23 protein-coding genes are annotated in these 24,111 nt (G+C 68.2%); 9 read left to right on the top strand and 14 right to left on the bottom strand.

Features of this window, described 5'->3' with window-relative positions:
• Positions 1–19 precede the first annotated feature (19 nt).
• Entirely contained in the window at positions 20–1,141 is a 1,122-nt protein-coding gene (locus G3I17_RS18000; RefSeq protein ID WP_343238343.1) for an epoxide hydrolase family protein, read from the top strand.
• 113 nt (positions 1,142–1,254) lie between these two features.
• Here G3I17_RS18000 and ybaK read toward each other — a convergent pair whose 3' ends face one another.
• Together ybaK and G3I17_RS18010 are read right to left on the bottom strand one after the other, a co-directional pair.
• Entirely contained in the window at positions 1,255–1,746 is a 492-nt protein-coding gene (gene ybaK / locus G3I17_RS18005; protein WP_164597646.1) for a Cys-tRNA(Pro) deacylase, read from the bottom strand.
• A gap of 9 nt (positions 1,747–1,755) precedes the next feature.
• Complete coding sequence (locus G3I17_RS18010; RefSeq protein ID WP_164597648.1) at positions 1,756–2,436, bottom strand: helix-turn-helix domain-containing protein; 681 nt, start codon at positions 2,434–2,436, stop codon at positions 1,756–1,758.
• 83 nt (positions 2,437–2,519) lie between these two features.
• Between G3I17_RS18010 and folE the strand changes: the two genes are divergently transcribed.
• Complete coding sequence (gene folE / locus G3I17_RS18015) at positions 2,520–3,191, top strand: GTP cyclohydrolase I FolE (RefSeq protein WP_164597650.1); 672 nt, start codon at positions 2,520–2,522, stop codon at positions 3,189–3,191.
• A gap of 68 nt (positions 3,192–3,259) precedes the next feature.
• Here folE and G3I17_RS18020 read toward each other — a convergent pair whose 3' ends face one another.
• Positions 3,260–3,580, bottom strand: a complete 321-nt coding sequence (locus G3I17_RS18020; protein ID WP_164597652.1) for a hypothetical protein — start codon at positions 3,578–3,580, stop codon at positions 3,260–3,262.
• A gap of 315 nt (positions 3,581–3,895) precedes the next feature.
• Between G3I17_RS18020 and G3I17_RS18025 the strand changes: the two genes are divergently transcribed.
• Positions 3,896–5,356: a 3' terminal RNA ribose 2'-O-methyltransferase Hen1 gene (locus G3I17_RS18025; RefSeq protein ID WP_164597655.1), complete on the top strand. Its 1,461-nt coding sequence runs from the start codon at positions 3,896–3,898 to the stop codon at positions 5,354–5,356.
• Positions 5,356–7,881 (top strand): polynucleotide kinase-phosphatase, encoded by a 2,526-nt coding sequence (locus G3I17_RS18030; protein ID WP_164597657.1) that lies wholly within the window; start codon positions 5,356–5,358, stop codon positions 7,879–7,881. The genes G3I17_RS18025 and G3I17_RS18030 overlap by 1 nt, the downstream gene beginning before the upstream one ends.
• A gap of 2 nt (positions 7,882–7,883) precedes the next feature.
• Here the strand turns inward: G3I17_RS18030 and G3I17_RS18035 are convergent, their stop codons facing one another.
• The 4 genes from G3I17_RS18035 to G3I17_RS18050 form a co-directional block, all read right to left on the bottom strand.
• The gene (locus G3I17_RS18035; RefSeq protein WP_203590382.1) at positions 7,884–8,465 is read right to left on the bottom strand and encodes a TetR/AcrR family transcriptional regulator; all 582 of its coding nucleotides are present in this window, start codon (positions 8,463–8,465) and stop codon (positions 7,884–7,886) included.
• On the bottom strand, positions 8,455–9,162 hold the full coding sequence (locus G3I17_RS18040; RefSeq protein ID WP_164597660.1) for an SDR family NAD(P)-dependent oxidoreductase: 708 nt from the start codon (positions 9,160–9,162) through the stop codon (positions 8,455–8,457). The genes G3I17_RS18035 and G3I17_RS18040 overlap by 11 nt, the downstream gene beginning before the upstream one ends.
• Positions 9,162–10,022: an aldo/keto reductase gene (locus tag G3I17_RS18045; protein WP_164597662.1), complete on the bottom strand. Its 861-nt coding sequence runs from the start codon at positions 10,020–10,022 to the stop codon at positions 9,162–9,164. Before G3I17_RS18045 ends, G3I17_RS18040 begins: the two co-directional genes overlap by 1 nt.
• A gap of 74 nt (positions 10,023–10,096) precedes the next feature.
• Positions 10,097–11,077, bottom strand: a complete 981-nt coding sequence (locus G3I17_RS18050; protein WP_164597663.1) for a carbohydrate kinase family protein — start codon at positions 11,075–11,077, stop codon at positions 10,097–10,099.
• 105 nt (positions 11,078–11,182) lie between these two features.
• Between G3I17_RS18050 and G3I17_RS18055 the strand changes: the two genes are divergently transcribed.
• Genes G3I17_RS18055 through G3I17_RS18075 form a run of 5 tightly spaced genes read left to right on the top strand, consistent with a single transcriptional unit; the run spans position 11,183 to position 14,961 of the window.
• A complete protein-coding gene (locus G3I17_RS18055; RefSeq protein WP_164597665.1) occupies positions 11,183–11,824 on the top strand; it encodes a class I SAM-dependent methyltransferase in 642 nt (213 codons plus the stop codon).
• Positions 11,821–12,462: an ABC transporter ATP-binding protein gene (locus G3I17_RS18060; RefSeq protein ID WP_164597667.1), complete on the top strand. Its 642-nt coding sequence runs from the start codon at positions 11,821–11,823 to the stop codon at positions 12,460–12,462. The genes G3I17_RS18055 and G3I17_RS18060 overlap by 4 nt, the downstream gene beginning before the upstream one ends.
• Complete coding sequence (locus G3I17_RS18065; RefSeq protein WP_164597670.1) at positions 12,459–14,021, top strand: DUF6297 family protein; 1,563 nt, start codon at positions 12,459–12,461, stop codon at positions 14,019–14,021. The genes G3I17_RS18060 and G3I17_RS18065 overlap by 4 nt, the downstream gene beginning before the upstream one ends.
• A 50-nt stretch (positions 14,022–14,071) precedes the next feature.
• Positions 14,072–14,413, top strand: a complete 342-nt coding sequence (locus tag G3I17_RS18070; protein WP_164597672.1) for a PadR family transcriptional regulator — start codon at positions 14,072–14,074, stop codon at positions 14,411–14,413.
• Positions 14,410–14,961: a hypothetical protein gene (locus tag G3I17_RS18075; protein ID WP_164597674.1), complete on the top strand. Its 552-nt coding sequence runs from the start codon at positions 14,410–14,412 to the stop codon at positions 14,959–14,961. The genes G3I17_RS18070 and G3I17_RS18075 overlap by 4 nt, the downstream gene beginning before the upstream one ends.
• A 4-nt stretch (positions 14,962–14,965) precedes the next feature.
• On the opposite strand, the gene G3I17_RS18080 is transcribed toward G3I17_RS18075, so the two are convergent.
• From G3I17_RS18080 to glnA, 7 genes are all read right to left on the bottom strand, one after another.
• The gene (locus G3I17_RS18080; protein ID WP_164597676.1) at positions 14,966–15,268 is read right to left on the bottom strand and encodes a pyrophosphatase; all 303 of its coding nucleotides are present in this window, start codon (positions 15,266–15,268) and stop codon (positions 14,966–14,968) included.
• Between the two features lie 123 nt (positions 15,269–15,391).
• Positions 15,392–17,623, bottom strand: a complete 2,232-nt coding sequence (locus G3I17_RS18085) for an RICIN domain-containing protein (RefSeq protein WP_164597678.1) — start codon at positions 17,621–17,623, stop codon at positions 15,392–15,394.
• A gap of 202 nt (positions 17,624–17,825) precedes the next feature.
• Positions 17,826–18,698, bottom strand: coding sequence for a peptidoglycan recognition family protein (locus tag G3I17_RS18090; RefSeq protein ID WP_164597358.1), 873 nt, complete (start codon positions 18,696–18,698; stop codon positions 17,826–17,828).
• Positions 18,699–19,045: 347 nt separating this feature from the next.
• Positions 19,046–20,104, bottom strand: coding sequence for an LLM class flavin-dependent oxidoreductase (locus G3I17_RS18095; RefSeq protein ID WP_164597680.1), 1,059 nt, complete (start codon positions 20,102–20,104; stop codon positions 19,046–19,048).
• A 78-nt stretch (positions 20,105–20,182) separates the two neighbouring features.
• Complete coding sequence (locus G3I17_RS18100; protein WP_164597683.1) at positions 20,183–21,514, bottom strand: amidohydrolase family protein; 1,332 nt, start codon at positions 21,512–21,514, stop codon at positions 20,183–20,185.
• A gap of 50 nt (positions 21,515–21,564) precedes the next feature.
• On the bottom strand, positions 21,565–22,344 hold the full coding sequence (locus G3I17_RS18105) for an SDR family NAD(P)-dependent oxidoreductase (protein ID WP_164597685.1): 780 nt from the start codon (positions 22,342–22,344) through the stop codon (positions 21,565–21,567).
• Positions 22,345–22,546: 202 nt separating this feature from the next.
• Positions 22,547–23,971, bottom strand: a complete 1,425-nt coding sequence (gene glnA, locus G3I17_RS18110; RefSeq protein WP_164597687.1) for a type I glutamate--ammonia ligase — start codon at positions 23,969–23,971, stop codon at positions 22,547–22,549.
• Between the last annotated feature and the right edge of the window lie 140 nt (positions 23,972–24,111).

A 24,111-nucleotide genomic window follows, 5' to 3' on the forward strand; every position in this document is an offset into this window, starting at 1 on the left:
TTGGGGAGGGATCGTTCGCGTGGATGTGCTTGCTGTTCCTGAGGAGGAGCTGGACGACCTGCGGTCGCGGCTGCGGCGGACGCGGTGGGCGACGGCCTGGCCGGGGGCCGGCTGGGAGGCTGGTACCGATAGCACTGAGCTCCGCAGACTGGTCGAGTACTGGGCCACGGGTTTCGACTGGCGCAAGCAGGAGGTGGCGCTCAACGCGCTGCCCTCGCATTTCGCCGACTTGGACGGTGTGCCGGTGCACTACCTCCAGTACGACGGTGAGCACCCGGGCGCGTTGCCGATCGTGGTGACGCATGGCTGGCCGAGTTCGGTGCTGGAGCTGACCGAGCTGGCTCACCGGCTCGCCACGCCGTCGCAGTACGGGGGATCGCCACTCGACTCATTCACCGTGATCGTGCCTTCGCTGCCGGGCTTCGCGTTCTCGCCGCAACGGCCTTCGTTGCCACCGGCAACTGCGACGCACGAGCTGTGGCACCGGCTGATGCACAACGAGCTGGGCTTCGAGCGGTATGGCGCGCACGGTGGCGATCTTGGCGCCGGTATCAGCGCGCTGCTCGGTCAGACGTATCCGGAGTCGGTCGTCGGGATCCATGTGCTCGCGGTGGCGAATCCGGCGGAGTTCGACCCGGCCGAGGTGACGCCGGAGGAGCAGGCCTACCTCGACTCGGAGTCCGAGTGGTTCGCCGAGGAGGGCGGCTACGAGCACGAGCAGATGACGCGTCCGGTCACGCTGAGCGCGGGGCTGTCCGACTCGCCGGCCGGGCTGCTCAGCTGGCTGCTGGAGAAGTACCGGGCGTGGACCGACTGCGACGGCGACCTCGGCACCCGCTTCAGCGACGACTTCATCCTGACCCAGGCATCGCTGTACTGGTTCACGAACTCGATCGGGACGTCGTTCCGCCCGTACTACGAATTCCACCGTGGCCAGCGCGAACGCGTGACCTCGGTGACCGTGCCGACCGCGATCGCTGTCTTCCCGGAAGACCTGGTTCGCCCGCCGAGAAGGTGGGCGGCGCGCACGTACAACGTCACCCGCTACACCGCCATGCCCCGCGGCGGCCACTTCGCCGCGTGGGAGGAACCCGACCTCCTCGCCGATGACCTGACTGCCTTCTTCCGCACCGTGAGATAGGGGCCCGTCCCGACCGACAGGACATAGTGCCGATTTCCCGTCCCGCCGGGTTGGCCGTGAGCGTGAACTGCCGGCGCGAACCGGACTATGTCCTGTCGGTCGGGACAGAGCCGTCAGCGGGCGATAGGGGCGGTGCGGGCTGAGGTGAGGGTGATCAGGTCGGTGGGGGAGAGGCCGAGGTCGAGGCCGCGGCGGCCGCCGGAGACGTAGACGGTTTCGTGGATCGTCGCGGTCTCGTCGATGACCGTGGGGAGGAGGCGTTTTTGGCCGATCGGGCTGATGCCGCCGACGACGTACCCGGTGATCCGCTCGGCGGCCGCGGGGTCTGCCATCGCCGCCTTCTTGCCGTTGAGGGCGGCGGCGACCGCCTTCAGATCCAGCTGCTTGTCGACCGGTACGACGCCGACCGCCAACTTGCCGTCCACCTCGACCAGCAGCGTCTTGAATACCTGCTCCGGTTGCAGCCCGAGTGCCTCCGCGGCTTCCAGCCCGTACGACTTGGCCGCCGGGTCGTGCTCGTACAGGTGGGTCGTGAACGTCATACCGGCCTTCGTCAGCGCGACCGTCGCCGGCGTGCCCTGGCCACTCTGCTTTCCTTTCGCCACCCGTGCAGCCTACGACCTCGGCGTCGGGGTGAGGCGCACGCAGCAGTGGGCGGGTTGGGGCTCGAGCACTGCCTGCAGGCCGGTACCGCCGAGGCCGTCGAGCAGTCCGCCGAGGAGGTGGAGGGTCATGTTGCAGACGAGGTCGGTGTGCTCCTTGGCCAGCGCCTTGAACGGGCAGTTCGCGAGGTCCAAGGCGAGACCGCTACGCCGGGGCTCGAAGCCGTGCGCCTGGAGCACTTCTTCGAGCGGCGTCCCGGGGTGGTTGCGGGCGGCGCGGCCGGCGGATTCGCCGTACTCGCGGGCTCGTCGTTCCAGCGCCTGGCGGGGCGAGCCCCCCGACATCTCCGCGTCCTCCAGCGCGGTCGCGAGCAGCCGCCCGGCGACGTCGTACTGGCGTTCCGGGAAGGACACCCCGATCTCGCGGTCCGAGCGGCGGTAGAGCTTGGCCGGGCGTCCCGCGCCGGGTCCGGTCCGGCCGGTACGACGCTCGTACTCGACCGTGAGCAGGCCCTCCTCGACGAGCTTGTCGAGATGGAAGGCGGCCGTGGTCCGGGGCAGTGCGAGCGCCGCGGCGGCCTCCTCGCGGCTGACCGGCGCCGGCTCGGCGACGACGTGGTCGTAGAGCCGCCGCCGGGTCGGCTCGTCGAGCGAGGCGACCGCCTGGATGCTCGCGTCCGTCGGCTGGTCCACGGGGTGATTCTATCGCCAACTCCCGTTGACGAAACAGTAAGGTGGCTTTTAAGGTCAATCGTTCTCGACGCTGGAGGCGCCAGATGACCACGATCCGTTCGGAGCTCGACCCGGTTGGGCTCGACGAGCTGGCCGGCCCTGAGCCGGCGACCGCGCTTCACCCCGTTCCGCTGCACGTCGTCGGCAGGCGGCCGGAGATCGACCTGGTGGCGGCCGAGCGTGCAGTCGCCGACCTGCTGGTGGCACTCGGGCGCGACCCGCACAGCGCCCACCTGGCCGAGACGCCACGGCGGGTGGCCAACGCGTATGCCGAGATGCTGACGCCGCGCGAGTTCGAGCTGACGACCTTCCCCAACGACGAGGGGTACGACGAGTTGGTGCTGGCCCGGAGCATCCCGGTCCAGTCGCTGTGCGAGCACCACATGCTCCCGTTCCAGGGCGTCGCGCACGTCGGCTACCTGCCGGGCGAACGCATCCTCGGGCTGTCGAAGCTGGCGCGCGTCGTGGAGTTGTTCGCGCGTGACCTGCAGGTGCAGGAGCGGCTGACCAAGCAGGTCGCCGACTGGCTCCAGGATCAGCTCGCACCCAAGGGGGTGGGCGTGGTGATCGAGGCCGAGCATCAGTGCATGTCGTTGCGTGGGGTCCGCGCGATCGGCTCGAGGACGGTCACGTCGGCGCTGCACGGCATGCTCCGCGACAGCCCCAGCTCACGCCAGGAGTTCTTCGCGCTCACCGGTATCTCCTCCGCGACCTGAGCTCTCGTCCGGCCTCGGACATGAGGTCGGCGGGGGAACGGCGGGCGCGCGGCGTACCGGCGTACGGGTCAGGCTGAGGCGACTGCCGGTGGGTGGTGGGTGTGACGGCCGGTCGCCAGGATGTGGGCGACCTCGCCGGGCAGCAGGTCGGTGCCGGGGACCGTCTCCATCTCCGAGACGTCGAGCCAGCGGACGACGGTCGAGCCGCAGTGGCCGTGGACGGCGAGGATGGAGTCGAGGTCGGGCCAGACCGCCGTCGAGGGGTTCTGGCCGTGCCAGCGCAGCGCCACCGATCCGTCGGTGAAGACGCATCCTTCGGCGACCGTGCCGGTACCGGAGACTCCGCTGATATCGGCGTACCGGACGAGTTCGAAAGTCTGGGGTTTCACCGGCGGACCTCTTCGGTCCGCACTGCCCGCTGACTGCCACTGGGTCTCTTGCAGGGTTTTTCGCTCGAATGGCCTGAGGGAGTAGCCATGGTCCTTTCCCCGGATGTCGGCGTGGTTCAGGGCAATTCGCCACAAACCGGGGACCGGTACGGACTGTCAGCGGGGAAGGACGGTCTGTAGCGACACGTTCACTGCAAAACAAGGTAGAACCAACCGGCCGGACACGCCAGTGGTTCGTGGGCGTGTCTCAGTCTTCGATCCGTTCGGTGGACAAATGATGAGCCGTTCGGCCGCACTGCGTGATCGAATACGGAAGTGTTCCTGACCATCGCCACCCGTTCTGACATTGCGGCAGTCCCCGCGACCGACCTCGGATTCCTGTTGCACAAGAATCCGGCACGACCTCAGTCCTTGGAGGTCGCCGGCGGGATCGCGCATGTGCTCTACCCGGAGGCGACGGCGGAACGCTGTACAGCGGCGGTGCTGCTGGAGGTCGACCCGATCGCGCTGGTGCGTTCCGGGAAGGGGCGCGCTGCCGAGGGGTTCACGCTCGGGCAGTACGTCAACGACCGCCCGTACGCCGCCTCGAGCCTGCTGGCGGTCGCGCTCGGCAAACTCTTCCGCACGGCGATGAACGGTCGCTGCGACGCCCGCCCCGACCTCGCGGCCCAGCCGATCCCGCTGGAGATCCACATCCCAGCCCTCCCGTGCCGAGGCGGCAGTCCCCTCGCCGAGCGCTTCTTCGCGCCTCTCGGCTGGAGGGTCGACGCCCGCCCGATCCCGCTCGACCCCGAGATCCCGTCCTGGGGTGACTCCCGCTACGTCGACCTGCACCTGACGGGAACCCTCCGCCTCGCCGACGCCCTCAACCACCTGTACGTCCTGCTGCCCGTCCTCGACGACGCCAAGCACTACTGGGTCGGCCCCGACGAGATCGACAAACTCCTCCGAGCCGGCGACGGCTGGCTCAGCACCCACCCCGAGAAAGAGCTGATCGCCCGCCGCTACCTCGCCCACCGCCGCACCTACACCGACTCAGCCCTGGAACGCATGACCGAAGCAGACGGCAACCTCCTCCAGGACGACCCGCTCACCGAGCACGGCGACAACCTCCCCGACTCCGCCGGGTCGGCGGGGGAGGCGGAAGCGCCTTCCCAACCGCCACTTTCTCTCGCTGCGCAGCGTCGAGAGAAAGTGCTGGAGGTGCTGCGGGAGATCGGTGGGCAGCGCGTTGGGGATCTTGGGTGTGGTGAAGGAGTGCTTGTTGCTGAGCTGCTCAAGGATGGGCGGTATGACCAGGTGATTGCGACGGATGTGTCTTCTCGGGCACTGGGGTTTGCTGAGAAGCGGCTGCATGTGGCGGAGATGTCTGATCGGCAGCGGGAGCGGCTTCGGTTGTTTCAGTCGTCGGTGACGTACGCCGACGCGCGACTGGCCGGCCTGGATGCGGCCGTGCTGATGGAGGTGGTCGAGCATGTGGATCCGCCTCGGCTGCCGGCGTTGGCGCAGGCGGTCTTCGGGTCAGCGCGACCCGGGGCCGTCGTGGTGACAACGCCCAATTCGGAGTACAACGTGCGGTTCGAGAAGCTGGCCGCCGGTGCGTTCCGGCATCCCGATCACCGGTTCGAGTGGACCCGGGCCGAGTTCCGCGACTGGGCTGACCGGGTTTGCCGGCTGTACGGGTACGCCGTCGAGCTCCGCCCGGTAGGCCCCGACGACAGCGAGGTCGGGCCGCCGACCCAGCTCGCCGTGTTCCGTCGGAAGGAGGCCGTCTGATGGCGACCATCGGTGTACCGGCGCTGAGCCTCGTAGTACTGGTCGGCGCGAGCGGGTCGGGCAAGTCGACCTTCGCCCGCAAGCACTTCCTCGGTACCGAGGTGATCTCCAGCGACGTCTGCCGCGGCCTCGTCTCGGACGACGAGAACGACCAGGCTGCCACCAAGGACGCGTTCGCGGTCCTGCACTTCATCGCGGCCAAGCGGCTCGCCGCCGGCCGGCTGACCGTGATCGACGCGACCAACGTCCAGCCGGAGGCACGCAAGGAGCTGGTCGCGCTCGCCCGCGAGCACGACGTGTTGCCGGTGGCAATCGTCCTCGATCCGCCCGAGCAGGTCTGCGTCGCGCGCAACGAGCAGCGTCCCGACCGGCAGTTCGGCAAACAGGTCGTCGAGCGGCAGCGCTCGCAGCTGCGACGCGGCCTGAAAAGCCTTAAACGCGAGGGTTTCCGGACCGTCCACTTGCTCACCTCGGTCGAGGAGATCGATGCCGTCAGCATCGAGCGCACGCGACTCTTCAACGACCTCACCGACCAGACCGGCCCGTTCGACATCATCGGTGACATCCACGGTTGCCGCGCCGAGCTGGAGCAGCTGCTCAGCACGCTCGACTACACGATCACCCGCGACGACCAGAATCGCGCGATCGACGCGGAACACCCGACCCGTCGCGTGATCTTCGTCGGCGACCTGGTCGACCGCGGCCCGGACACCCCCGGCGTACTGCGGCTGGCGATGGGCATGGTCGCCGCCGGCCACGCGTACTGCGTGACCGGCAACCACGAGGACAAGCTGCTGCGCTCGATGCGCGGCAAGAAGGTGCGGATCAACCACGGTCTGGCCGAGTCCCTGGAGCAGCTCGCCGCCGAGCCGGAGGAGTTCTGCGCCGAGGTCGCCGCCTTCATCGACGGACTCATCTCGCACTATGTCTTCGACGAAGGCAAGCTCGTCGTCTCGCACGCCGGCCTGGTCGAGCGGATGCACGGGAGAACCTCAGGTCGCGTCCGCTCCTTCTGCCTGTACGGCGAAACCACCGGCGAGACGGACGAGTTCGGACTGCCGATCCGCTACCCGTGGGCGAACGAGTACCGCGGTCGCGCGATGGTCGTCTACGGCCACACGCCGACGCCGGAGCCGGAGTGGATCAACAACACGATCTGCCTCGACACCGGGTGCGTGTTCGGCGGCTCGCTGACCGCCCTGCGCTACCCCGAGCGCGAGCTCGTCCAGGTCGACGCCGCCGAGCAGTACTACAAACCCGCGAAGCCGTTGCACGTACCGGCTGCTCCGGAGCGCGAGCCCGATGTTCTCGACATCACCGATGTGGTCGGCCGGCGGGTGATCGAGACCGGTACGCACGGCCGGATCAGCGTTCGAGCCGAGCAGGCCGGTGCCGCGCTCGAGGTGATGAGCCGGTTCGCGATCGACCCGCGGTTCCTGCTCTACCTGCCGCCGACGATGAGCCCGGTCGCGACCTCGCCGGTGCCGGGGCTGCTGGAGCATCCGGCGCAGGCGTTCGAGGCGTACAAGGCGCAGGGCGTCACCGAGCTGGTGTGCGAGGAGAAGCACATGGGCTCGCGGGCGGTAGTACTGCTGACTCGGGACGATGATGTCGCGGAGAAGCGCTTCGGGCTGGCAGGACGAGGTGCCGTGTACACGCGGACCGGGCGGTCGTTCTTCGACGCAGCTCTGACGGACGACCTGCTGCTCGGGCTACGTGCCGTCGCTGAGGAGGCCGGCCTGTTCGAGGAGCTGGATACCTCGTGGTTGCTGCTCGACGCCGAGCTGCTGCCGTGGAGCGCGAAGGCCGGAGCCCTGCTGCGCAATCAGTACGCCGCTGTCGGCGCGGCCGCGCGATCTTCCTTGCCCGCCGCAACGGCTGCCCTGGAATCCGCCGCCGCAGCAGGGCTCGACGTGGGGGAGATGCTCGCCCGCACCCAGCGCCGTACTGCGAACGCCGACCGCTTCAGCGAGGCCTATCGCCGGTACTGCTGGCCGACCGAGGGGCTGGATGGGGTGCGGCTGGCCCCGTTCCAGCTGCTGGCTTCGGAGGGGGCGACGTACCAGGAGAAGCCGCACGCCTGGCATCTCGCGCTGGCGGACCGGATGGTTGCCGCAGGCCCCTCATTGATCACGCAGACCCGACGGCTTTACGTCGACCTGGAGTCGTGGGACGCCGGGATCGCGTGGTGGGAGGAGCTGACCGCGGCCGGTGGCGAGGGCATGGTGGTGAAGCCCGCGGCCAACCTCGTCCGGGTAGCGAAGGGTCTGGCGCAGCCGGGGCTGAAGGTCCGTGGGCAGGAGTACCTGCGGATCATCTACGGCCCCGACTACACCGAGCCGGAGAACTTCACCCGGCTGCGCGACCGCAAGCTCGGACACAAGCGGTCGCTGGCGCTGCGCGAGTACGCCGTCGGTCTGGAGGCGCTGGAGCGAGCGGCCCGGGGTGAGCCGCTCTGGCGGATCCACGAATGCGTCTTCGCCGTCCTGGCGCTGGAGTCCGAGCCGGTCGACCCGCGGCTCTAGCCTCAGTCCTTGAGCAACCCGTGGAGGCAGGCCGCCGAGATCTTGTCGGCCTCCTCCGCGGTGAGCGGCGCGTGGCCGGTCATCAGGCGGAAGATCAGCGGGCCGAAAAGGATGTCGGTCGCGGTCTCCGCGCTGATCTGCGGCTTGACCTCACCGCGGTCGAGCGCCCGTTGCCAGAGCTCGGCCACCGCCGCTCGCCGCAGATCCAGGAAGTACTTCCGAAAGTACGGCGAGGCCGCCGGATCGGTGACGGAAGCGGCGAGCAGCTGGGCGAAGACCAGCCCCTCCGGACCCGCGTAGAACTCGCTGACCCGGCGCACCTGCTCGGCCAGATCATCGTGCGCGTTTCCCTTGTCCGGCTGGGGAATCGCCGCCGCCATCTGCTTTCCGAACGCCTCGGCCGCGATCGCCGTCCGGCACGGCCAGTGCTTGTAGATCGTCGCCTTGCTCACCCCGGAGCGGGCGCTGACCGCGTCGACCGTCGCAGCCGGCAGCCCACCCTCGGCGAGGAGCTCGGTCGTTGCCGTGAGCACCGAGTCCTTGGCCCGCAGGCTGCGCGGATGCGACGACTGCTCAAGCATCATCGTGATCCGTACCTAGAGAAAGCTTCCGCCATTTGTCGAGCTCCGAGCGGACCAGGTCGAGCTTGGCCTCGACTCGCTCGACCGCGTCGGTGCCCAGCTGGATGCGCTGGGGTGGATCGGCGACCTCGGTCAGGTCGACGATCGCGGCCGCGGCCTTCACCGGGTCACCCGGTTGGCCGTGGTTCACCTTGGTCGCGACGGAACGCATGACGCCGGCCGTCTCGGCGTAGTCGGCAAGCTCGTCGTCTGCCCGGTGCAGGCTCGATCCGTCCAGGAAGTCCGTCCGGAAGAAGCCGGGCTCCACGATTGTGACGTTGACGCCGAGCGGCTTCAATTCGGCGTACAGGGCCTCGGAGAAGCCCTCGACGGCGAACTTGGTCGCCGCGTAGACGCCCCAGCCCGGCGTACCGGTGAAGCCGCCGATCGAGCTGAGCTGCAACAGGTGTCCGGAGCGCTGCCGGCGTAGTACCGGCAGTACTGCGCGTTGCACGTTGAGGACGCCGAACACGTTGGTGTCGAAGACCGCGCGCGCGGCCTCGTCGGTCACATCGAGGGCGAGCCGGAGAACCCCTTGCTGTTCAGGGATGTCTTCGGGTCTGCGCGCGGTGGCAACCACTTGGTTGCCCCGCGCAACAGCCTCCCGGACCAGCTCGGCGCCGAACCCGCGCGACGCGCCGGTGATGAACCAGACGCTCATCAGATCGCTGCCGTCAGCTGGGCGAACTCCTCGTCGGTCAGCTCGAGTTTGGCCGCGGCGACGTTGTCCTCGAGGTGCGCGACCGACGAGGTGCCGGGGATCGGCAGGACGACGGGGGAGCGCTTGAGCAGCCAGGCCAGCGCCAGCTGCGACGGGCTCGCCTCGTGCTGCTTGGCGATCGCGTCGAGCGGGCCGCCCGGCCTGGCGAGCTCACCCGTCGCGAGCGGGAACCACGGGATGAAGGCGAGGTTGTTCTTCTCGGCGTACTCCAGCAACGGCTCGTCGTCGCGCTGGCTGAGGTTGTACAGGTTCTGCACCGAGACGATCGTCGCGGTCCTGGCCGCTTCCTCGAGCTCGTCGACGCTCACCTGAGACAGGCCGATGTGCCGGATCTTGCCCTCGGTCTGCAGGTTCGCAAGCTCACCGACCTGGTCGGCGACGGGGACCTCGGGGTCGATCCGGTGCAGCTGGAGCAGGTCGATCCGCTCGAGACCGAGGTGCCGCAGGCTGAGCTCGACGGCCTGGCGCAGGTACGCCGGCCGGCCGACGGGTGCCCAGGCGCCGGGGCCCTGGCGGGTGAAGCCGGCCTTGGTGGCGATCACCAGGTCGTCGGCGTACGGGTGCAGTGCCTTCTTGAGCAGCAGGTCCGCGGTGAACGGCCCGTACGCGTCGGCGGTGTCGATGAAGTTGACGCCGAGCTCGAGGGCGCGGCGCAGCACCCGCACGGCCTCGTCGGGATCGCGCGACTCGCCCCAGACCCCGGGGCCGGGAAGCTGCATGGTGCCGTATCCGAGCCGGCGAACGGTCAGGTCGCCGCCGATCGTGAACTCACCGGACGCCGCTGCGACTGCTTCGGTCATGATCCATCTCCTAAGTGAACTGAACGTCTAGTTCACATTAGCGCGCGATGAGCCTTACGCAAGGAGCTGCCGGACTAGCTGAGCTTGAGGGTGGTGGCCGCGGTGTCGGAGGCGTCGGCGCCGTATGCCGAGGCCAGCCGGGCGAGGAAGGCCGGGCGGTCGAGGCTGTACTCCTGGGTGCCGACGGTCTCCAGGACCGTCGTGGCCAGGGTGCAGCCGATCTGCGCGGCGGCTTCGTGGTCGAGGCCGGCCGCGCGGCCGGTCAGGTAGCCGGCGCGGAAGGCGTCGCCGCCGCCGGTCGGGTCAACCAGGCCAGGCGTGGGGACGGCCGGGATCTTGGCCAGGATGCCGCCGGAGTTCTCGATCACGACGCCGTCGCCGCCGTGGGTGGTGACGCGGACTCCCACCCGGGACAGGATCTCGTCGTGGCTCCAGCCGGTCTTCTGGACCATCAGGCCGGACTCGTACTCATTGCTGAACAGGTACGTCGCGCCGTCGATCAGTTCGCGGATCTGCTCGCCGTCCATCCGGGCCAGCTGCTGCGACGGGTCGGCGGCCACGTCGATCCCGTTCGCCTTGGCCAGCGCGGTGTGCCGCAGCATGCCGTCCGGGTCGTCGGCGCCGACCAGCACCAGGTCGATGCCACCCGTCGAGGCGTGGATCGCGCTCAGGTCGATCTCCCGGGACTCCGCCATCGCGCCCGTGTAGAAGGAGGCGATCTGGTTGGCGTCGAGGTCCGTAGTACAGGTGAAGCGGGCGGTGTGCACGTTCTGGCAGATGCGCACGTGGGAGATGTCGACGCCGGCCGCGGCCAGCGCTTCGCCGTACTCCGTGAAGTCCGCGCCGACCGAGCCGACGAGCAGCGAGGACTGGCCGAGCTGGGCCATTCCGTAGCAGATGTTGGCGCCGACGCCGCCGCGGTGGACCACCAGTTCGTCGACCAGGAACGACAGCGACACCTTGTGCATCTGCTCTTCGAGGAACTGGTCCTTGAAACGTCCGGGGAACGTCATCAGGATATCGGTCGCGATCGATCCGGCGACGGCGATGCGCATACGGAGGTCTCCTCGGAGGGGTGGGTGTCGGGCGGCTGGACAACCCGTAGAGACTACAGGTGAGAAAGCATTGACACTTTGGGATGTTCAGGATGGCGGGTTTCGATGGGTAGTCAGGTTCTGGTCACCGACGAACTGCACGAGTACATGGTCGCGCACGGGATGCCGCTGGACGAGGTCGCGAGCGATCTGGTCGCCGAGACGCACGCGCTGGGCGGTGTCTCGGAGATGCTCACCACCGCCGACCAGGCGGCCCTGCTGACCACGCTGACCCGGCTGGTGGGCGCCCGCCGCGCGGTCGAGATCGGCACCTTCACCGGTTTCTCCGCGCTGGCGATCTCCCGCGGGCTGCCGGCCGACGGCGAGCTGATCTGCCTCGACGTGAGCGACGAATGGACCTCGATCGGCCGCCGGTACTGGGAGCGGGCCGGGGTGGCGGACAAGATCGACCTGCGGATCGGCGATGCGCACGAGTCGGCCGCCAAGCTCGAGGGCGAGTTCGACCTGGCCTTCGTGGACGCCGAGAAGCCGGGCTACATCGACTACTTCGAGCAGCTCGTTCCTCGCGTCAGGTCCAACGGGCTGCTGCTGTTCGACAACACGCTGGCCGGTGGCCGGGTGGTGGGCGAGCACGACGAGGACCCGGTCGACCGCAAGGAGTTCAACGCGCACCTCGCCGCGGACGAGCGGGTCGACGTGGTCATCCTCGGGATCGGCGACGGCCTCACCCTGGTCCGGAAGCGGTGACGAAGGCCGCCCCTCGGCTGGCCGTGAAGGGCCTGCGGCACCTGTACGCCGAGCGCCCGGTGATCGAGGACCTCACCTTCACCCTGCGGGCCGGCCGGGCGATCGCCCTGGTCGGCCCGAACGGCGCAGGCAAGACGACCGTACTGAAGTGCATCGTGGGCTCCGCCGAGCCCGCCGCGGGTGAGATCCTGCTGGACGGCGTACCCATCGACGAACGCGCCGAGCTGGTCCGTCGCCACGTCGCCTCGCTGCTCGACGACCTCGACTTCTTCCCCGACCTGACCGTCGCCGAGCACCTGGACCTGCTGGCCCGGGCGCACGGCAACGCGGAGCCCGAGGACCTGGTCGACACCGTTCTCCACGACGTCGGGATGCTCGGTGCCGCGGAACAACTTCCCGGCTCGTTGTCGTCGGGTCAGCGGCGCCGGCTCGCGCTGGCGACGGCGCTGGTCCGGCCGCGCAAGCTGCTGGTGCTCGACGAGCCCGAGGCCCGGCTCGACTCAGCGGGTGTCGCCTGGCTGGCGGAGATGCTGATCGCGGAGAAGAAGACCGGGACATCGATCCTGTTCGCGAGTCACGACGCGGCGCTGGTGGACGCCGTCGCCGACGAGACCGTCACGCTCACCCCGCTCGCATGAGCACGGCGGACGCCGCGGACGGCCCGGTCGTCTTCGACCCGCTCGACTTCGGGGCGATCCCGTCGTCGCGGTCGTTGCGCCGGTGGATGCGGAAGGTCCGCCGGGGCAAGGCGGACCGTACGGTCTGGCAGCAGCTCGAGGACATCTACGTGATCGTCTTCGCTGTGGCCATGCTCGGCGCGACCGGCGGCAACGTACTGCTGAATCTCAACGACAAGTCAGCGGCCTGTACGTCGGGGTCGTGCTCCTGGCTGCTCGACACGGTGCCCTACATCCTGGTGCCGCTACTTGTCTCGACCATGCTGCGAGTGCTGCTGAGCATCGGGCCGGTGTCGGCATCCCGAGCCACCGGGTTCTGGCTACTGGCGACCCCTGTCGATCGCGCGTCGCTGCTGCGTCCGTCGTACCGGCTGGTGGTGATTGTGGCCGCTGTCGTGGGTGCTGCGGCGGCGGTGATCGGATGGGCGCTGTTCGGCGCTTCCTGGTCGACTGTGGGCGAGGCGGCTCTACTGACGACAGTGCTGCTGCTCTTCACGGCCTGCGCGACGGTGTGGGCGCAGCAGACAGCCAAGCGGTCCCGCTGGGCAATCTGGATCGCCGACGGGCTCCTGATCGTTGCAGCCGTCCCCGCATTGCTCCTGGCGCTGCGGCAGCACCCCACGGCTGAAGGTCCTGTAACCCTGGGGCTGTCCGCGCTGGCAGACGACGGCGGCGATCAGCCGCTGTTCTCTCCGGAGCAGGTCCGGCTGCTGATTCTCGGCCTGGCTGGGCTGTTGGTCGCCGTGGTCCTGGTCGTCGTCACAGCCCGGACGCTGAATAAGCTCAGCCGGCAGACAGTGATTGCCGGGGGAGACCTGCTGGCTGGGCTCTCCGGTGCTGCAATCACGTTGGATGTCAGCCTTCTTGCTGACGTCGTTTCTGGGCGCCACTGGCGGCTGCAGGGCCGGTTCAAGTCGCGGCGCGGCCGTGGCTCCGAGGCGGTCGCCATGATCCACCGGGAGTTCCTCCGGATACTGCGGTGGCCGCGGCGGGTGGTGATCGCCTTTGCGCTGCTGGTCGTCCCGTACGCCGTCGCTGGTACCGGGTACGACGTACTGGTGCCCATTGCCGCCGGGCTGGCCGGGTTCGGCGCCGTACGCCCCTTGATGGACGGACTGCGTTCGGTCTGCCGGTCCCCTGGACTCGTGCGAGCACTCGGCATGGACCTCCGCGAGTTGCGGGTGATCATGGGGGTCGTACCGGGCTTCTTCGCCGTCGTCTGGGCTGCTCTGGCTGAGCCGGCCCTGGGGAGTCCTTCGGTGGCATTCGCGGTCGCGGCCGGGATGCTTACGGGCGCCGTCCGCCAGGCGTCGGCCCGTCCGCCGTCGTACAGCGGACCACTGGTCGCCTCGCCGATGGGGGCCATCCCGCCGGGCCTTTTCACGACGCCGATGCGCGGCTTCGACCTGCTGCTGATCTGCCTCGCACCGGTACTCCTGGGGCTGAGCAGCACCTGGATCGTCATCATCCCGGCGATCATCTTGATGATCCTCTTCGCCGTCCCCCCGAAACAGAACTGAGCGCCGGCCGCGCTTTGCGGTTACTGGTGTACACAGGTACCTTGTGTCGCATGGTAGCGGAGAAGGTCTTCACCCAGCTGCGGCGCGGGACGCTCGAGTTCTGCGTGCTCGCGTTGCTGCAGGGGGAGGAGCGCTACGGCTTCGAGCTGGTCAAGGAGCTCGGCGAGGTCGACGGGCTGGTGACCTCGGAAGGGACCATCTACCCCCTGCTGGCGCGGTTGCGGCGGGAGGGGCTGGTGGACACGACGTGGCGCGAGTCCGGTTCGGGGCCGCCGCGGCGGTACTACCAGACCACCGACCAGGGGCGGCAGGCGCTGGCTGCGTTCGTCGCGGACTGGGAGAGGTTCCGCAACTCGGTCGACACCGTGCTGGGGCGAGGGAGACAGGGATGAACGTGCAGAACGACGCGGACCGCTTGGTCGAGGACTACCAGCGCCGGCTGGCCAAGGAGGCCGAGCCGCTGCCGGAGTCCCGGCGTACCGAACTGGTCGCCGAGGTCACCGCGCACATCGCGGAGGCGCGGGCCGAGGGTGCCGCGAGCGAGAGCGAGATCCGCGAGATGCTGACCCGGCTCGGCTCGCCGGACGAGATCGTGGCGGCGGCGACCGACGGCCTGGTGCTCGTCGACCTGGGTCCGCGGTTCCGCAGGCGGGAAGTGGCAGCCTTGATGCTGCTCACGGTCGGCGGCTTCGTGTTCCTGTTCGGTTGGGTGATCGGGGTCGTCCTGCTCTGGGCCTCCGACCGCTGGACGCGCAACGAGAAGCTGTTCGGCACGCTGCTCTGGCCCTTCGGTTACGCCTTCGCGGGCTTCCTGCTCAAGTACTACATCCCGCTCGACATGCCCTCCTGGCTCGCCTGGACCGGCTGGATCGTCATCTTCGTCAGCCAAACAGCCACCACCTCGATGCTGATCAGAAACGCCTCCCCCCGCCGCGGCTGACCCGCTACTCGTGGGACAGCCACTTGCGCTCGATCTCGTGCGGTACGTCGACGTCGAAGTGGCGGGCCAGCAGGAGGAGTTGGCAGCAGACGTCGGCGAACTCGAGCTGGAAGGCGTCGCGGATCTCCTCGGGGGTCTTGCCCTTGGTGCGGGCGCGGCCGGTCACCTGCAGGTAGGCCTGGGTCAGCTCGCCGACCTCTTCCTGCAGCTTCAGCAGAAACCAATCGCCGTCCCGCTCGATGCCGAGGTGTTCCCCGTAGCGGGCCGACAACTTCTCCAGTCGTTCTGACAGCTCTGTGAACTCCACCCGATAACCCAAGCACCTGGGACCGACACTCAACGCCCTGCCGCCCCTGACGGCTGCAGGGCGTTGAGTGGAAGGGGCCTGGCGGAAGGGCAGGTCTCGGCCAGGCCCCTGATCAGGTGATCCCTACGGGTACTCGTTCCAGGTGCCTTCGTTGTTGGCCGAGTTGGCGGTGCCACCGACGTTGTTGATGACGCGGTTGATCGTTCCGCGACCGCCGAGTGACACGGTGATCATGTTGTGGAACTTCACACCCGGTTTGTTCGGTACTTCGAACGCCCGCTCGGCCACGATGCTCGCGTCCGAGGTGAAGACGCAGTAGCTGCCCAGCCCCCACGCCTCATGAGTGGTGACGGAGTCGGCGACCTTGTAGGCCGCGTAGCCGCGGGTCGAGCCGTTCATCCAGGCGGCCTGGTTCGGCGGGTCGTACGGCATCTCGTTCTGGTAGAAGTACGTCCGCCCGCCGTTGCCGTTCCAGATCGTCTGGTACTTCTGATAGTGCTCGACGAACAGCCCGTACGCCGTCACGTCGTTGCCGTTGACAACGAGCCCGGTCGCTGCCGTGTTCACGTTCCAGCCGACCCCGTCGCGGTGGTCACCGCGCCACAGCCAGGCGTGGTCGATGATCACGTTGTTGCTGTTGATCCGCAGCGTCTCGGTCGCCTTGCCGATGGCCGAACCACCGATCCGGTAGTAGATGTCGTGCAGCGAGGTCGGGTTCGCCGCGTGGTTCGCCGACGAGCCGGACGGGCCGATCTCCATCAGCAGCGCCGAGTTGGTCGGTGCCGCATCGATCAGCAGACCGGCGAGCTTGACGCCGTCGACGTCGGAGACGGAGATCGACGTGGTGCCGTTGGTCGGCATCAGGGTCGCCAGTCCGAGGCCCAGGACGACCGTGTTCGCCCGGGTGATCCGGAGCGAGTCGCTGAGCTTGAAGACGCCCGGCGTGAACAGCAGGTTCTTGCCGGCGGCAAGCTGCGCGTTGAGCGTCGCCGCTGTCACGCCCGGCTTGGCGATGTAGAACTGGTCGATCGGCAGCGACTCACCGGCCGGGTTGCCGCTGACCCAGCTGGGGCCGGCCGAGTTCGCCTTGAGCGCCGGGACGAAGACCTTGTAGTTGCCCGCGGCATCGATGTACAGGTAGGGCTTCTCCCGGATGATCGGGGTCTGCGCGACCTTCGTGTAGCCCGGGTCCGGGAAGCCGCCGGCCGGCGCGTTCTGGCTGCCGACGAAGACGTGGTTCCAGTTCTGGCCGGTCCAGCTGCCCCAGTTCGTGTTGCGGGAGAACCACTGCTGCTGGCTACCCGACCGGACCTGGCCGTCGACGAGCGTGTCGGCCATGAAGCCGCCGCTGGCCCAGCCGCCGTCGTCCAGGGCGAGGTTGCCCTTGAGGTGCATCCGCCGGTACGCCGATGCCTGGCTGACGGCCCAGCGGTCCAGCCCGCCCGTCGGGTTGACGGTCAGGCCTTCGGCGCCACGCCAGAAGTTGTGGGTCGCGTTCTGCGGCGGGAACCAGTCGGCCTCGACGTGCACGGAGCCGTTGATCGTCACGCTGCCCGGCGTCAGGCCGAGCCCCGCGACCTGGGTGAAGAAGCCGACGTTGGCGTTGACGTTGTAGGTGCCCGGCTTGAACAGCAGCGCGTACCGCTGTTCGCCGTACTGGTTGGTCTCCTGCTGGCTGAAGACCGAGTTGAGCTTGTTCTGGATCGTGCTCTGCGCCATCGACGGGTCGAAGACCGACACGTTCGGGCCGAGGTCGGGCTGGCCCGCGGGCGGGTCGGTCGGGGGAGTGCCGTCCACTGGGTTGATCCTGAACGATTGGGCAGCGGTCCCGTTGCAGGTGTACTGCTGCAGCTGGACGCCGTCAGCGGTCGAGGCACCCGGTACGTCGAGGCACTTGCCGCTGTTGCGGTTGACCAGGTGGTAGGCGCCGTCGGCCTCCTCGACGGGCTGCCACTGCTGGTTGAGCCCGTTGCTGTAGGACCACAGCTGGATCAGCGCGCTGTCGGCGGTGGAGACGTTGGTGACGTCGAGCGCCTGGGCCGCGTTGTTGAGGGCGTTGACCCGGACGTAGCCGTTGGTGGTCGGCTGGAACTGCCACTGCTGGGCGTTGCCGCTGTTGCAGGCCTGCTGCTGGACGGCGGTGCCGTTCGCGCTCGCGGCGGCGCGGGCATCGACACACTTGCTGCTGTTCTTGCTGACCACGGTGTTCCAGCCGGTCGGCGAGATCGCCGCACTGGCATCGGGGGACGAGGCAACGGTCAGACCTGTCGCGACTACCGTGGCCACCAGGGCCGCGGCGATCGCCACGAACCGGCGAGTTCGCGTTGGGCGGAGTGGGGCGTCTCCTGGAGTCATTGACTCTCCTGTGAAATTTTCGGGGGCGGGAATGCGCATTCAAGCCGCGCTGCCCTAAGGAAAGCCAACTTCCCTACTTAATTCAAGAGTGAGTCTAAGTAACCCCGAGTTTCGGAACCGCTTCCGGTACTCCGCCCGCTCGCCGCCCGCGCCCGCTGCCCCCGGCCGGTGGCCGGAGGCGCCGCATCGTGCCTAATCAGCTCTACGGCTTGGGGGCTTCCTCTGGTGGGAGCGGCGGGAAGGGCTCGAGCGGGGGATCGGTGGGATCCGTCGGGTCCGAGGGATCTTCCGGGTCGGTGGGATCCGTCGGGTCGGTCGGATCTGTGGGGTCGTCGGTGGGCTTGGGCTGGGTGGCCCAGACGGCGGCAGCGGCGCGGGCTGCGTCGGCTGCGTTGGTCTGGCGGTCGTACGCCTTCAAGTCGAGGGCGTACGCCTTCACCGTGGCGTCCACTTGGCGGGACAGCGCCTTGTGCACCCAGAGCGCGTACGCCTGGGTGCGGGCCTCGATGAAGTTCTTCAGTTCCGTCATCTGGGCGGGAGTCATGTCATCCTCCGGTGAGCTTTTCGGGGTGAAGTCCCCGCGGGAGATCGCGGCGCGGGCGGCCGGTCCTGGGCAGTCGGTCGGGTCGGGCCGGATCGCGGAGTGCGGCACGATCGCCGTACCGCGCGAGAACAGGCGGCGGAAGTCGGCGACGACGGCGCGCACGGTCGCCTTCATCGCACTCGTCGGCTGCTCGCCGGTGACGAGCACCAGCAGGATCGCGCCGTACTGCTGGTTGACGGCCACGTCACCGTTGGCGCCGGACTGGACGCGCAGGCCGCGCAGCGCCCAGGCCCGGCCGGACTGGTCGACGGCGACCTGGTACGCGATGTCGGACCAGCCGCGATCGTCCATGTGGAACGCCTGCCAGCCGCGTAACGCCGCCGCGACCGAGGCCTTGCTGTGGATAGGGCTGGTGGTTCCGGTGCCGGGCCAGTGGATCGCAACGCCCCGTACCCGCGAGGCGAGGAGTTGGCCGGGCCCGGAGCTGGGCGGGCGGGCACCCCACGCAGAGCGTGGGAGGTAGTCGACCATCGGGACTCCTTGCAGCATTTGGCGGTGCGAGTCCCACCCCTCCGGCGACAGGGAGTGGCGGTTCCCCTACTTTCGGTGATTTCCACCGTACTCCGTGTTCAAACCGACCGCATCCGAATCACTCCACGAAGCCTCCAGGAACCTACCCACTGGTCGGCCATACAGTCGAGCGACATTGCCAGATCGGGATGCGGCGACTGCGTCCCGACAGACAGGACATAGTCGGGCCGGCGTCCGAAGTTCACGCTCGCGGGCAGCCCGCGAGGCCGGGTTCTGGGCACTATGTCCTGTCGGTCGGGACAGTTGCCGAGCGCCCGCAGTACCGCCAGACTGATGCGATGGGTTTGTCAGCTGTTGCCGGCGAGTAGTGGCAGGAGTTGGTCGCCGATGCGGGTGATCTCCTCGCGGTATGGGGTGTCGCTGAGGATGAAGTGGGTGATGCCGAGGTCCTGGTATTTGCGGAGGGCCTTGGCGACGTCTTGCGCGGAGCCGACGAGCCAGGTGGTGCCGGCTCCTCCGCCGCCGTACTTGCCGGGGGCGGTGTAGAGGATCTCGTCGAGGACCTCGCCGCGATCGGCGAGCTCCAGCAGGCGTTGCTGGCCGACGGCCTTGAAGCGGCGCTCGTCGCGGTAGGTGGTGGACTCGGCCATCTTGGCGACCTTGGCCTCCGCGTCGGCCCAGGCCTGGTCGGTGGTGTCGCGGACGAGGGTGGTGATGCGCAGACCGAATTCGAGCGGCGCGTGTTCGCGGCCGAGCTCGGCTTGCAGGCCTTTCAGGCGGTCGATGCGCTCGGCGACGCCCTCCAGCGGTTCGCCCCAGAAGAGTTGCACGTCGGCGTCGGTCGCGGCGACCCGCTCAGCGGCGGGGGAGGCGCCACCGAAGTACAGGCGTGGGTGTGGCCGTCCCTCACGTGAGACCGGGCGGGTGGCGACGGTCGATCCGGTGACGGAGAAGTGTTCGCCGCTGAAGGTGACGTCCTCCTCGGTCCACAGACGCCGTACGAGCTGCAGGAACTCCTTTGTACGCGCGTATCGCTGGGCCTGGTCGCCCTCACTGTCCCCGTACGCCGCCAGGTTGTCCTGGCCGGACACGATGTTGATCAGCAACCGCCCACCCGACAACTGATCCAATGTCGTCGACGCCGATGCGAAGTGCGCGGGATGCCAGTACCCCGGCCGAATGGCCACCAACGGCTGAAAACTCTTCGTCCGAGCAGCAAGCGCCGTCGCCACCGTGAGAGTGTCAGGCCGCCCCCACCCGGTCCCGAGCAACGCACCACCCCAGCCATGATCCTCAGTGAGCTTGGCCAACTCCGTCAGCCGATCCAAGCTGTTGTGATCCTGCACGGCGTCGTCACCCCGGTGCCCGGGTTCGACCTGATTCGGGATGTACCAGAGAAGGGTCATGACAAAGAAATCTAAGCCAATCAACTCACTACACTTTGCCTGTCTCATCAGGCGGTTGGACCTTCGTGCGCCCAGTAGTCACCGGTCAGCCGTGCGGAGCCGCTCCTGCGTCTCGTGCATCAACTCCCGAGCCTTCGCCACGTGCGCGCCGACAAGGGCTCCGTCGCGCTTGACGAACTCGCCAGCCACCAGGACGGTCTCGACGTCGGCGGGGCCTGCGCCGAGTCCGAGCATCGCCACCGGGTCGCCGAAGCCGTCCAGGTGCGGGGACCGCATGTCCACGATGGTGATGTCGGCCTGCTTGCCGGGGGTGAGCGTGCCGGTCTCGTCGGCGAGGCCGAGGACCTGGGCGCCGCCGAGGGTGGCCAACCGCAGCATGTCCCGCTGGTGCAGCGCGACCTCGTGGACTTGCTCGTTGCGGGCCAGGGCCTCGTTGTTCGCCCGGGACCGTTCCGCGGCCAGCGCCAGCCGCATCTCGGAGAACAGGTCGGTACCGGCGCTGCAGATCGTGTCGACTCCGAAGCCGGACACGATGCCGCGGTCGAGGGCGCGCCCGGTCGCCGGGTAGGTGCCGAACTGCATCAGCATGTCGGTGCTGGGGGTGATGGTGACAGTGCCACCGGAACCGGCGATCAGGTCCAGTTCGTTCTCGGTGAGCTGATTGCAGTGGGTGTAGTTGATGTCGGGGCCGAGTAGCCCATCCTGCTGCAGGGTGGTGACAGCGTCGGCAGTGCCGGCCATGCCGACGTGAATGGAGATCGGCAGACCGAGTTCGCGGGCGAAGGCGAAGTCCTTGACGTTACGCTCGGCGGTGGTGAAGCACGGCCCGCGCAGCGCCATGCCCATCCGCAGCCGTCCGTTGGCGCTGTTGCCGGGGAAGTACTCGTCGCGCATGCGGCGCGCGTCCACCGGGTGCGGTGGGTTCGGGTCGTCGCTGGCCGGGCCAGGCCCACCATAGAAGAAAAAGCCGCGGATGCCGGACTGCTGTAGGCCGCGCAGGTCGGCGTCGGCGTGCTCGGCCGACTGCAGGGCATGCGCCCAGTCGCCGATCGTCGTGATGCCCGCGTCCAGCGCTTGCAGCGCGCCCCACAACGTTCCGGCGTAGATGTCGGCCGGGGTGTGTTTGAGAGCGATGCCCGTCAGCACAGCCGGTCCATAGCCGTAGCCGGTCATCTGCGGTGTGAAACCGGCGATCGCGCCCTGCCAAACATGCCGGTGGGTATCGATCAGGCCAGGGATGATCAGGCGGCCGCGTGCATTCACGATCTCGGTCGCTGCCCCTGGGCGCAGGTCGGTACCGATCTCGACGATGATGCCGTCCCGTACGCGGATATCACCTCTGGGCAGATCGCCGAGCGCGTCGTCGACTGTGACGAGGTGGCCGTCGGTGATCAGGATTTCCTCGGACATGTCGGTTGCTCCGTTCGTATTCACACGTGGCACGGTGTCGGCGACCGCGGTCAAAGCGGGTCAGGGATCTGTACGTTGGTCAGGTCGGCGCAGTAGGTCAGGAGCGCGTCCTGTGCGGCGGCGTCATGGGCTTCAGCCGGGACCGGTCGTTGTCGCTGGTGGTAGAAGTGCTTGGCGGTGACCGTGGCGGCGGCGTCGTCGCTGACCGCGAGCCACGCCTGGGTGACTGGTGCCAGGTGGAGGTCATCGGGTGCCCCTGGCCCACCCATCCTGGTCGGCACCCAACCCGGTTCCACCGAGTTCGACATCACCTGCGGCCATCTCCGCGCGACGCCGAACGCCAGCAGCAGGTCGAACAGTTTGCTGTCGCTGTAGGCCTGCGATCCGTTCCAGCGGCGCAGGGCCCACTGGGGATCACGCAGATCGACGTTCCCGCCGCGAGCCATCCCCGAACTCAGGTACACCAGCCGCCGAGGCGGGGTGATCAGTGCGGTCAACAGGTAGGGAGCCAGCACGTTGACCGTGAACAGGTGGGACAGCCCGTCATCGGTCTCGATGCGGCGAGGCTCTCGGTAGCCGATACCGACGTTGTGGAGCACGGCGTCGAACCGGCCCGCGTCGTTGGCCTGCTCGGCGACCGAACGGATCCCGTTGATGGACAGCAGGTCGCCGACGAGCACCCCGTCGGCACCCGGCAGCTCGGCCCGGGCATCCTCTGCGCGCCGATCGTTGCGGGCATGCAGAGTGACGGAATGTCCCTGCTTGACGAGCAGTTGGCCGGCCATCAGACCGAGGCCCTCGGCGGACCCGGTGATCAGCACCCTTGCCATAACGCGACCTCCACGGATCTGGTTCAGCAGCGATTCCGCCGCCGCCATCCACTGTGGATCGCAAAGCACACTGTCGTCCAAGACCTCTTACGCCGCCTGTGATACCTGCTGGGCATCAGCGGTTCCGGGTAGTCAGCGGCGTAGAACGACCAACGGCCGGCTCCTCGAAGGAGCCGGCCGTTGGCCTGGTACTGCGTGACGATCAGACGTCGTAGTACAGCTCGAACTCGTGCGGGTGGGGGCGGAGGGCGATCGGGGCGATCTCGTTCTCGCGCTTGAAGTCGATCCAGGTTTCGATCAGGTCGGCGGTGAACACGTCACCCTCGAGCAGGAAGTCGTGGTCGGCTTCGAGGGCGTCGATCACGGCCGGGAGCGAGGTGGGGACCTGGCTGACCGAGGCGTGCTCCTCCGGGGGCAGCTCGTACAGGTCCTTGTCGATCGGGTCCGCGGGCTCGATCTTGTTGCGGATACCGTCGAGGCCGGCCAGCAGCTGGGCCGCGAAGGCCAGGTACGGGTTGGCCGACGGGTCGGGGCAGCGGAACTCGATCCGCTTGGCCTTCGGGTTCGAGCCGGTGATCGGGATCCGGATGCAGGCGGACCGGTTGCGCTGCGAGTAGACCAGGTTCACCGGCGCCTCGAAGCCCGGCACCAGCCGGTGGTACGAGTTCACCGTCGGGTTGGTGAAGGCGAGCAGCGACGGCGCGTGCTTCAGGATGCCGCCGATGTACCAGCGGGCCATGTCGGACAGGCCGCCGTAGCCGGACTCGTCGTAGAACAGCGGCTGGCCGTTGGCCCACAGCGACTGGTGGCAGTGCATACCCGAGCCGTTGTCGCCGAAGATCGGCTTCGGCATGAAGGTCGCGGTCTTGCCGGCCTCCCAGGCGGTGTTCTTGATGATGTACTTGAACTTCATCGCGTCGTCGGCCGCGGTCAGCAGCGTGTCGAAGCGGTAGTTGATCTCCGCCTGGCCCGCCGTGCCGACCTCGTGGTGCGCGCGCTCGACGGTCAGCCCGCTGGCCTCGAGGTGCTTGGTCATGTCGTTGCGCAGGTCGGCGAAGTGGTCGACCGGCGGGGCGGGGAAGTAACCGCCCTTGTACCGGACCTTGTAGCCCCGGTTGCCACCCTCCTCGACGCGGCCGGTGTTCCAGGCGCCGGCGACGGAGTCGATGTGGTAGTAGCTCTCGTTCTGCTTCGTCTCGAAGCGAACGTCGTCGAAGACGTAGAACTCGGCCTCCGGCGCGAAGAAGGCGGTGTCGGCGATGCCGGTCGACTTCAGGTACTCCTGCGCCTTACGCGCGATGTTGCGCGGGTCGCGGGAGTAGGCCTCGCCGGTGAGCGGGTCGTGCACGAAGAAGTTGACGATCAGCGTCTTGTCCGCGCGGAACGGGTCCAGGTACGCGGTGGTCGGGTCGGGCAGCAAGGACATGTCCGACTCGTGGATCTGCTGGAAGCCCCGGATCGACGAACCGTCGAACTGGAGACCGTCCTCGAAGACCTCGGGACCGAACGATCCGACCGGGACGGTGAAGTGCTGCATGGTGCCCGGCAGGTCACAGAACCGGACATCGATGAATACGACGCCCTCGTCCTTGACGTAGGCGAGCAGCTCCTCAGCGCTGGAAAACATACATACTCCTCGGGGTGGCTCAGAGATTCATCTGAACGTAGGCCCTGCCGATTACTCGGTCGTGACCTCAATGTTTCGCGGATGTTACGCCCAGCGCGTCCGCGCTGACCCACTGGTTGCGGCGGGTAGGGGAGTGAGAT

Origin of the sequence: Streptomyces sp. SID13031 (genome assembly GCF_010548305.1) — a bacterium.
Taxonomy (GTDB): Bacteria; Actinomycetota; Actinomycetes; order Propionibacteriales; family Kribbellaceae; genus Kribbella.

Coding starts and splice junctions, on each gene's coding strand:
- G3I17_RS18095 (WP_164597680.1), bottom strand. CDS start 20,104: ATGACCCTTCTCTGGTACATCCCGAATCAGGTCGAACCCGGGCACCGG.
- glnA (WP_164597687.1), bottom strand. CDS start 23,971: ATGTTTTCCAGCGCTGAGGAGCTGCTCGCCTACGTCAAGGACGAGGGC.
- G3I17_RS18075 (WP_164597674.1), top strand. CDS start 14,410: ATGAACGTGCAGAACGACGCGGACCGCTTGGTCGAGGACTACCAGCGC.
- G3I17_RS18105 (WP_164597685.1), bottom strand. CDS start 22,344: ATGGCAAGGGTGCTGATCACCGGGTCCGCCGAGGGCCTCGGTCTGATG.
- G3I17_RS18030 (WP_164597657.1), top strand. CDS start 5,356: ATGGCGACCATCGGTGTACCGGCGCTGAGCCTCGTAGTACTGGTCGGC.
- G3I17_RS18050 (WP_164597663.1), bottom strand. CDS start 11,077: ATGCGCATCGCCGTCGCCGGATCGATCGCGACCGATATCCTGATGACG.
- folE (WP_164597650.1), top strand. CDS start 2,520: ATGACCACGATCCGTTCGGAGCTCGACCCGGTTGGGCTCGACGAGCTG.
- G3I17_RS18070 (WP_164597672.1), top strand. CDS start 14,072: ATGGTAGCGGAGAAGGTCTTCACCCAGCTGCGGCGCGGGACGCTCGAG.
- G3I17_RS18035 (WP_203590382.1), bottom strand. CDS start 8,465: ATGATGCTTGAGCAGTCGTCGCATCCGCGCAGCCTGCGGGCCAAGGAC.
- G3I17_RS18100 (WP_164597683.1), bottom strand. CDS start 21,514: ATGTCCGAGGAAATCCTGATCACCGACGGCCACCTCGTCACAGTCGAC.
- G3I17_RS18045 (WP_164597662.1), bottom strand. CDS start 10,022: ATGACCGAAGCAGTCGCAGCGGCGTCCGGTGAGTTCACGATCGGCGGC.
- G3I17_RS18085 (WP_164597678.1), bottom strand. CDS start 17,623: ATGACTCCAGGAGACGCCCCACTCCGCCCAACGCGAACTCGCCGGTTC.
- G3I17_RS18090 (WP_164597358.1), bottom strand. CDS start 18,698: ATGGTCGACTACCTCCCACGCTCTGCGTGGGGTGCCCGCCCGCCCAGC.
- G3I17_RS18040 (WP_164597660.1), bottom strand. CDS start 9,162: ATGAGCGTCTGGTTCATCACCGGCGCGTCGCGCGGGTTCGGCGCCGAG.
- G3I17_RS18065 (WP_164597670.1), top strand. CDS start 12,459: ATGAGCACGGCGGACGCCGCGGACGGCCCGGTCGTCTTCGACCCGCTC.
- G3I17_RS18055 (WP_164597665.1), top strand. CDS start 11,183: ATGGGTAGTCAGGTTCTGGTCACCGACGAACTGCACGAGTACATGGTC.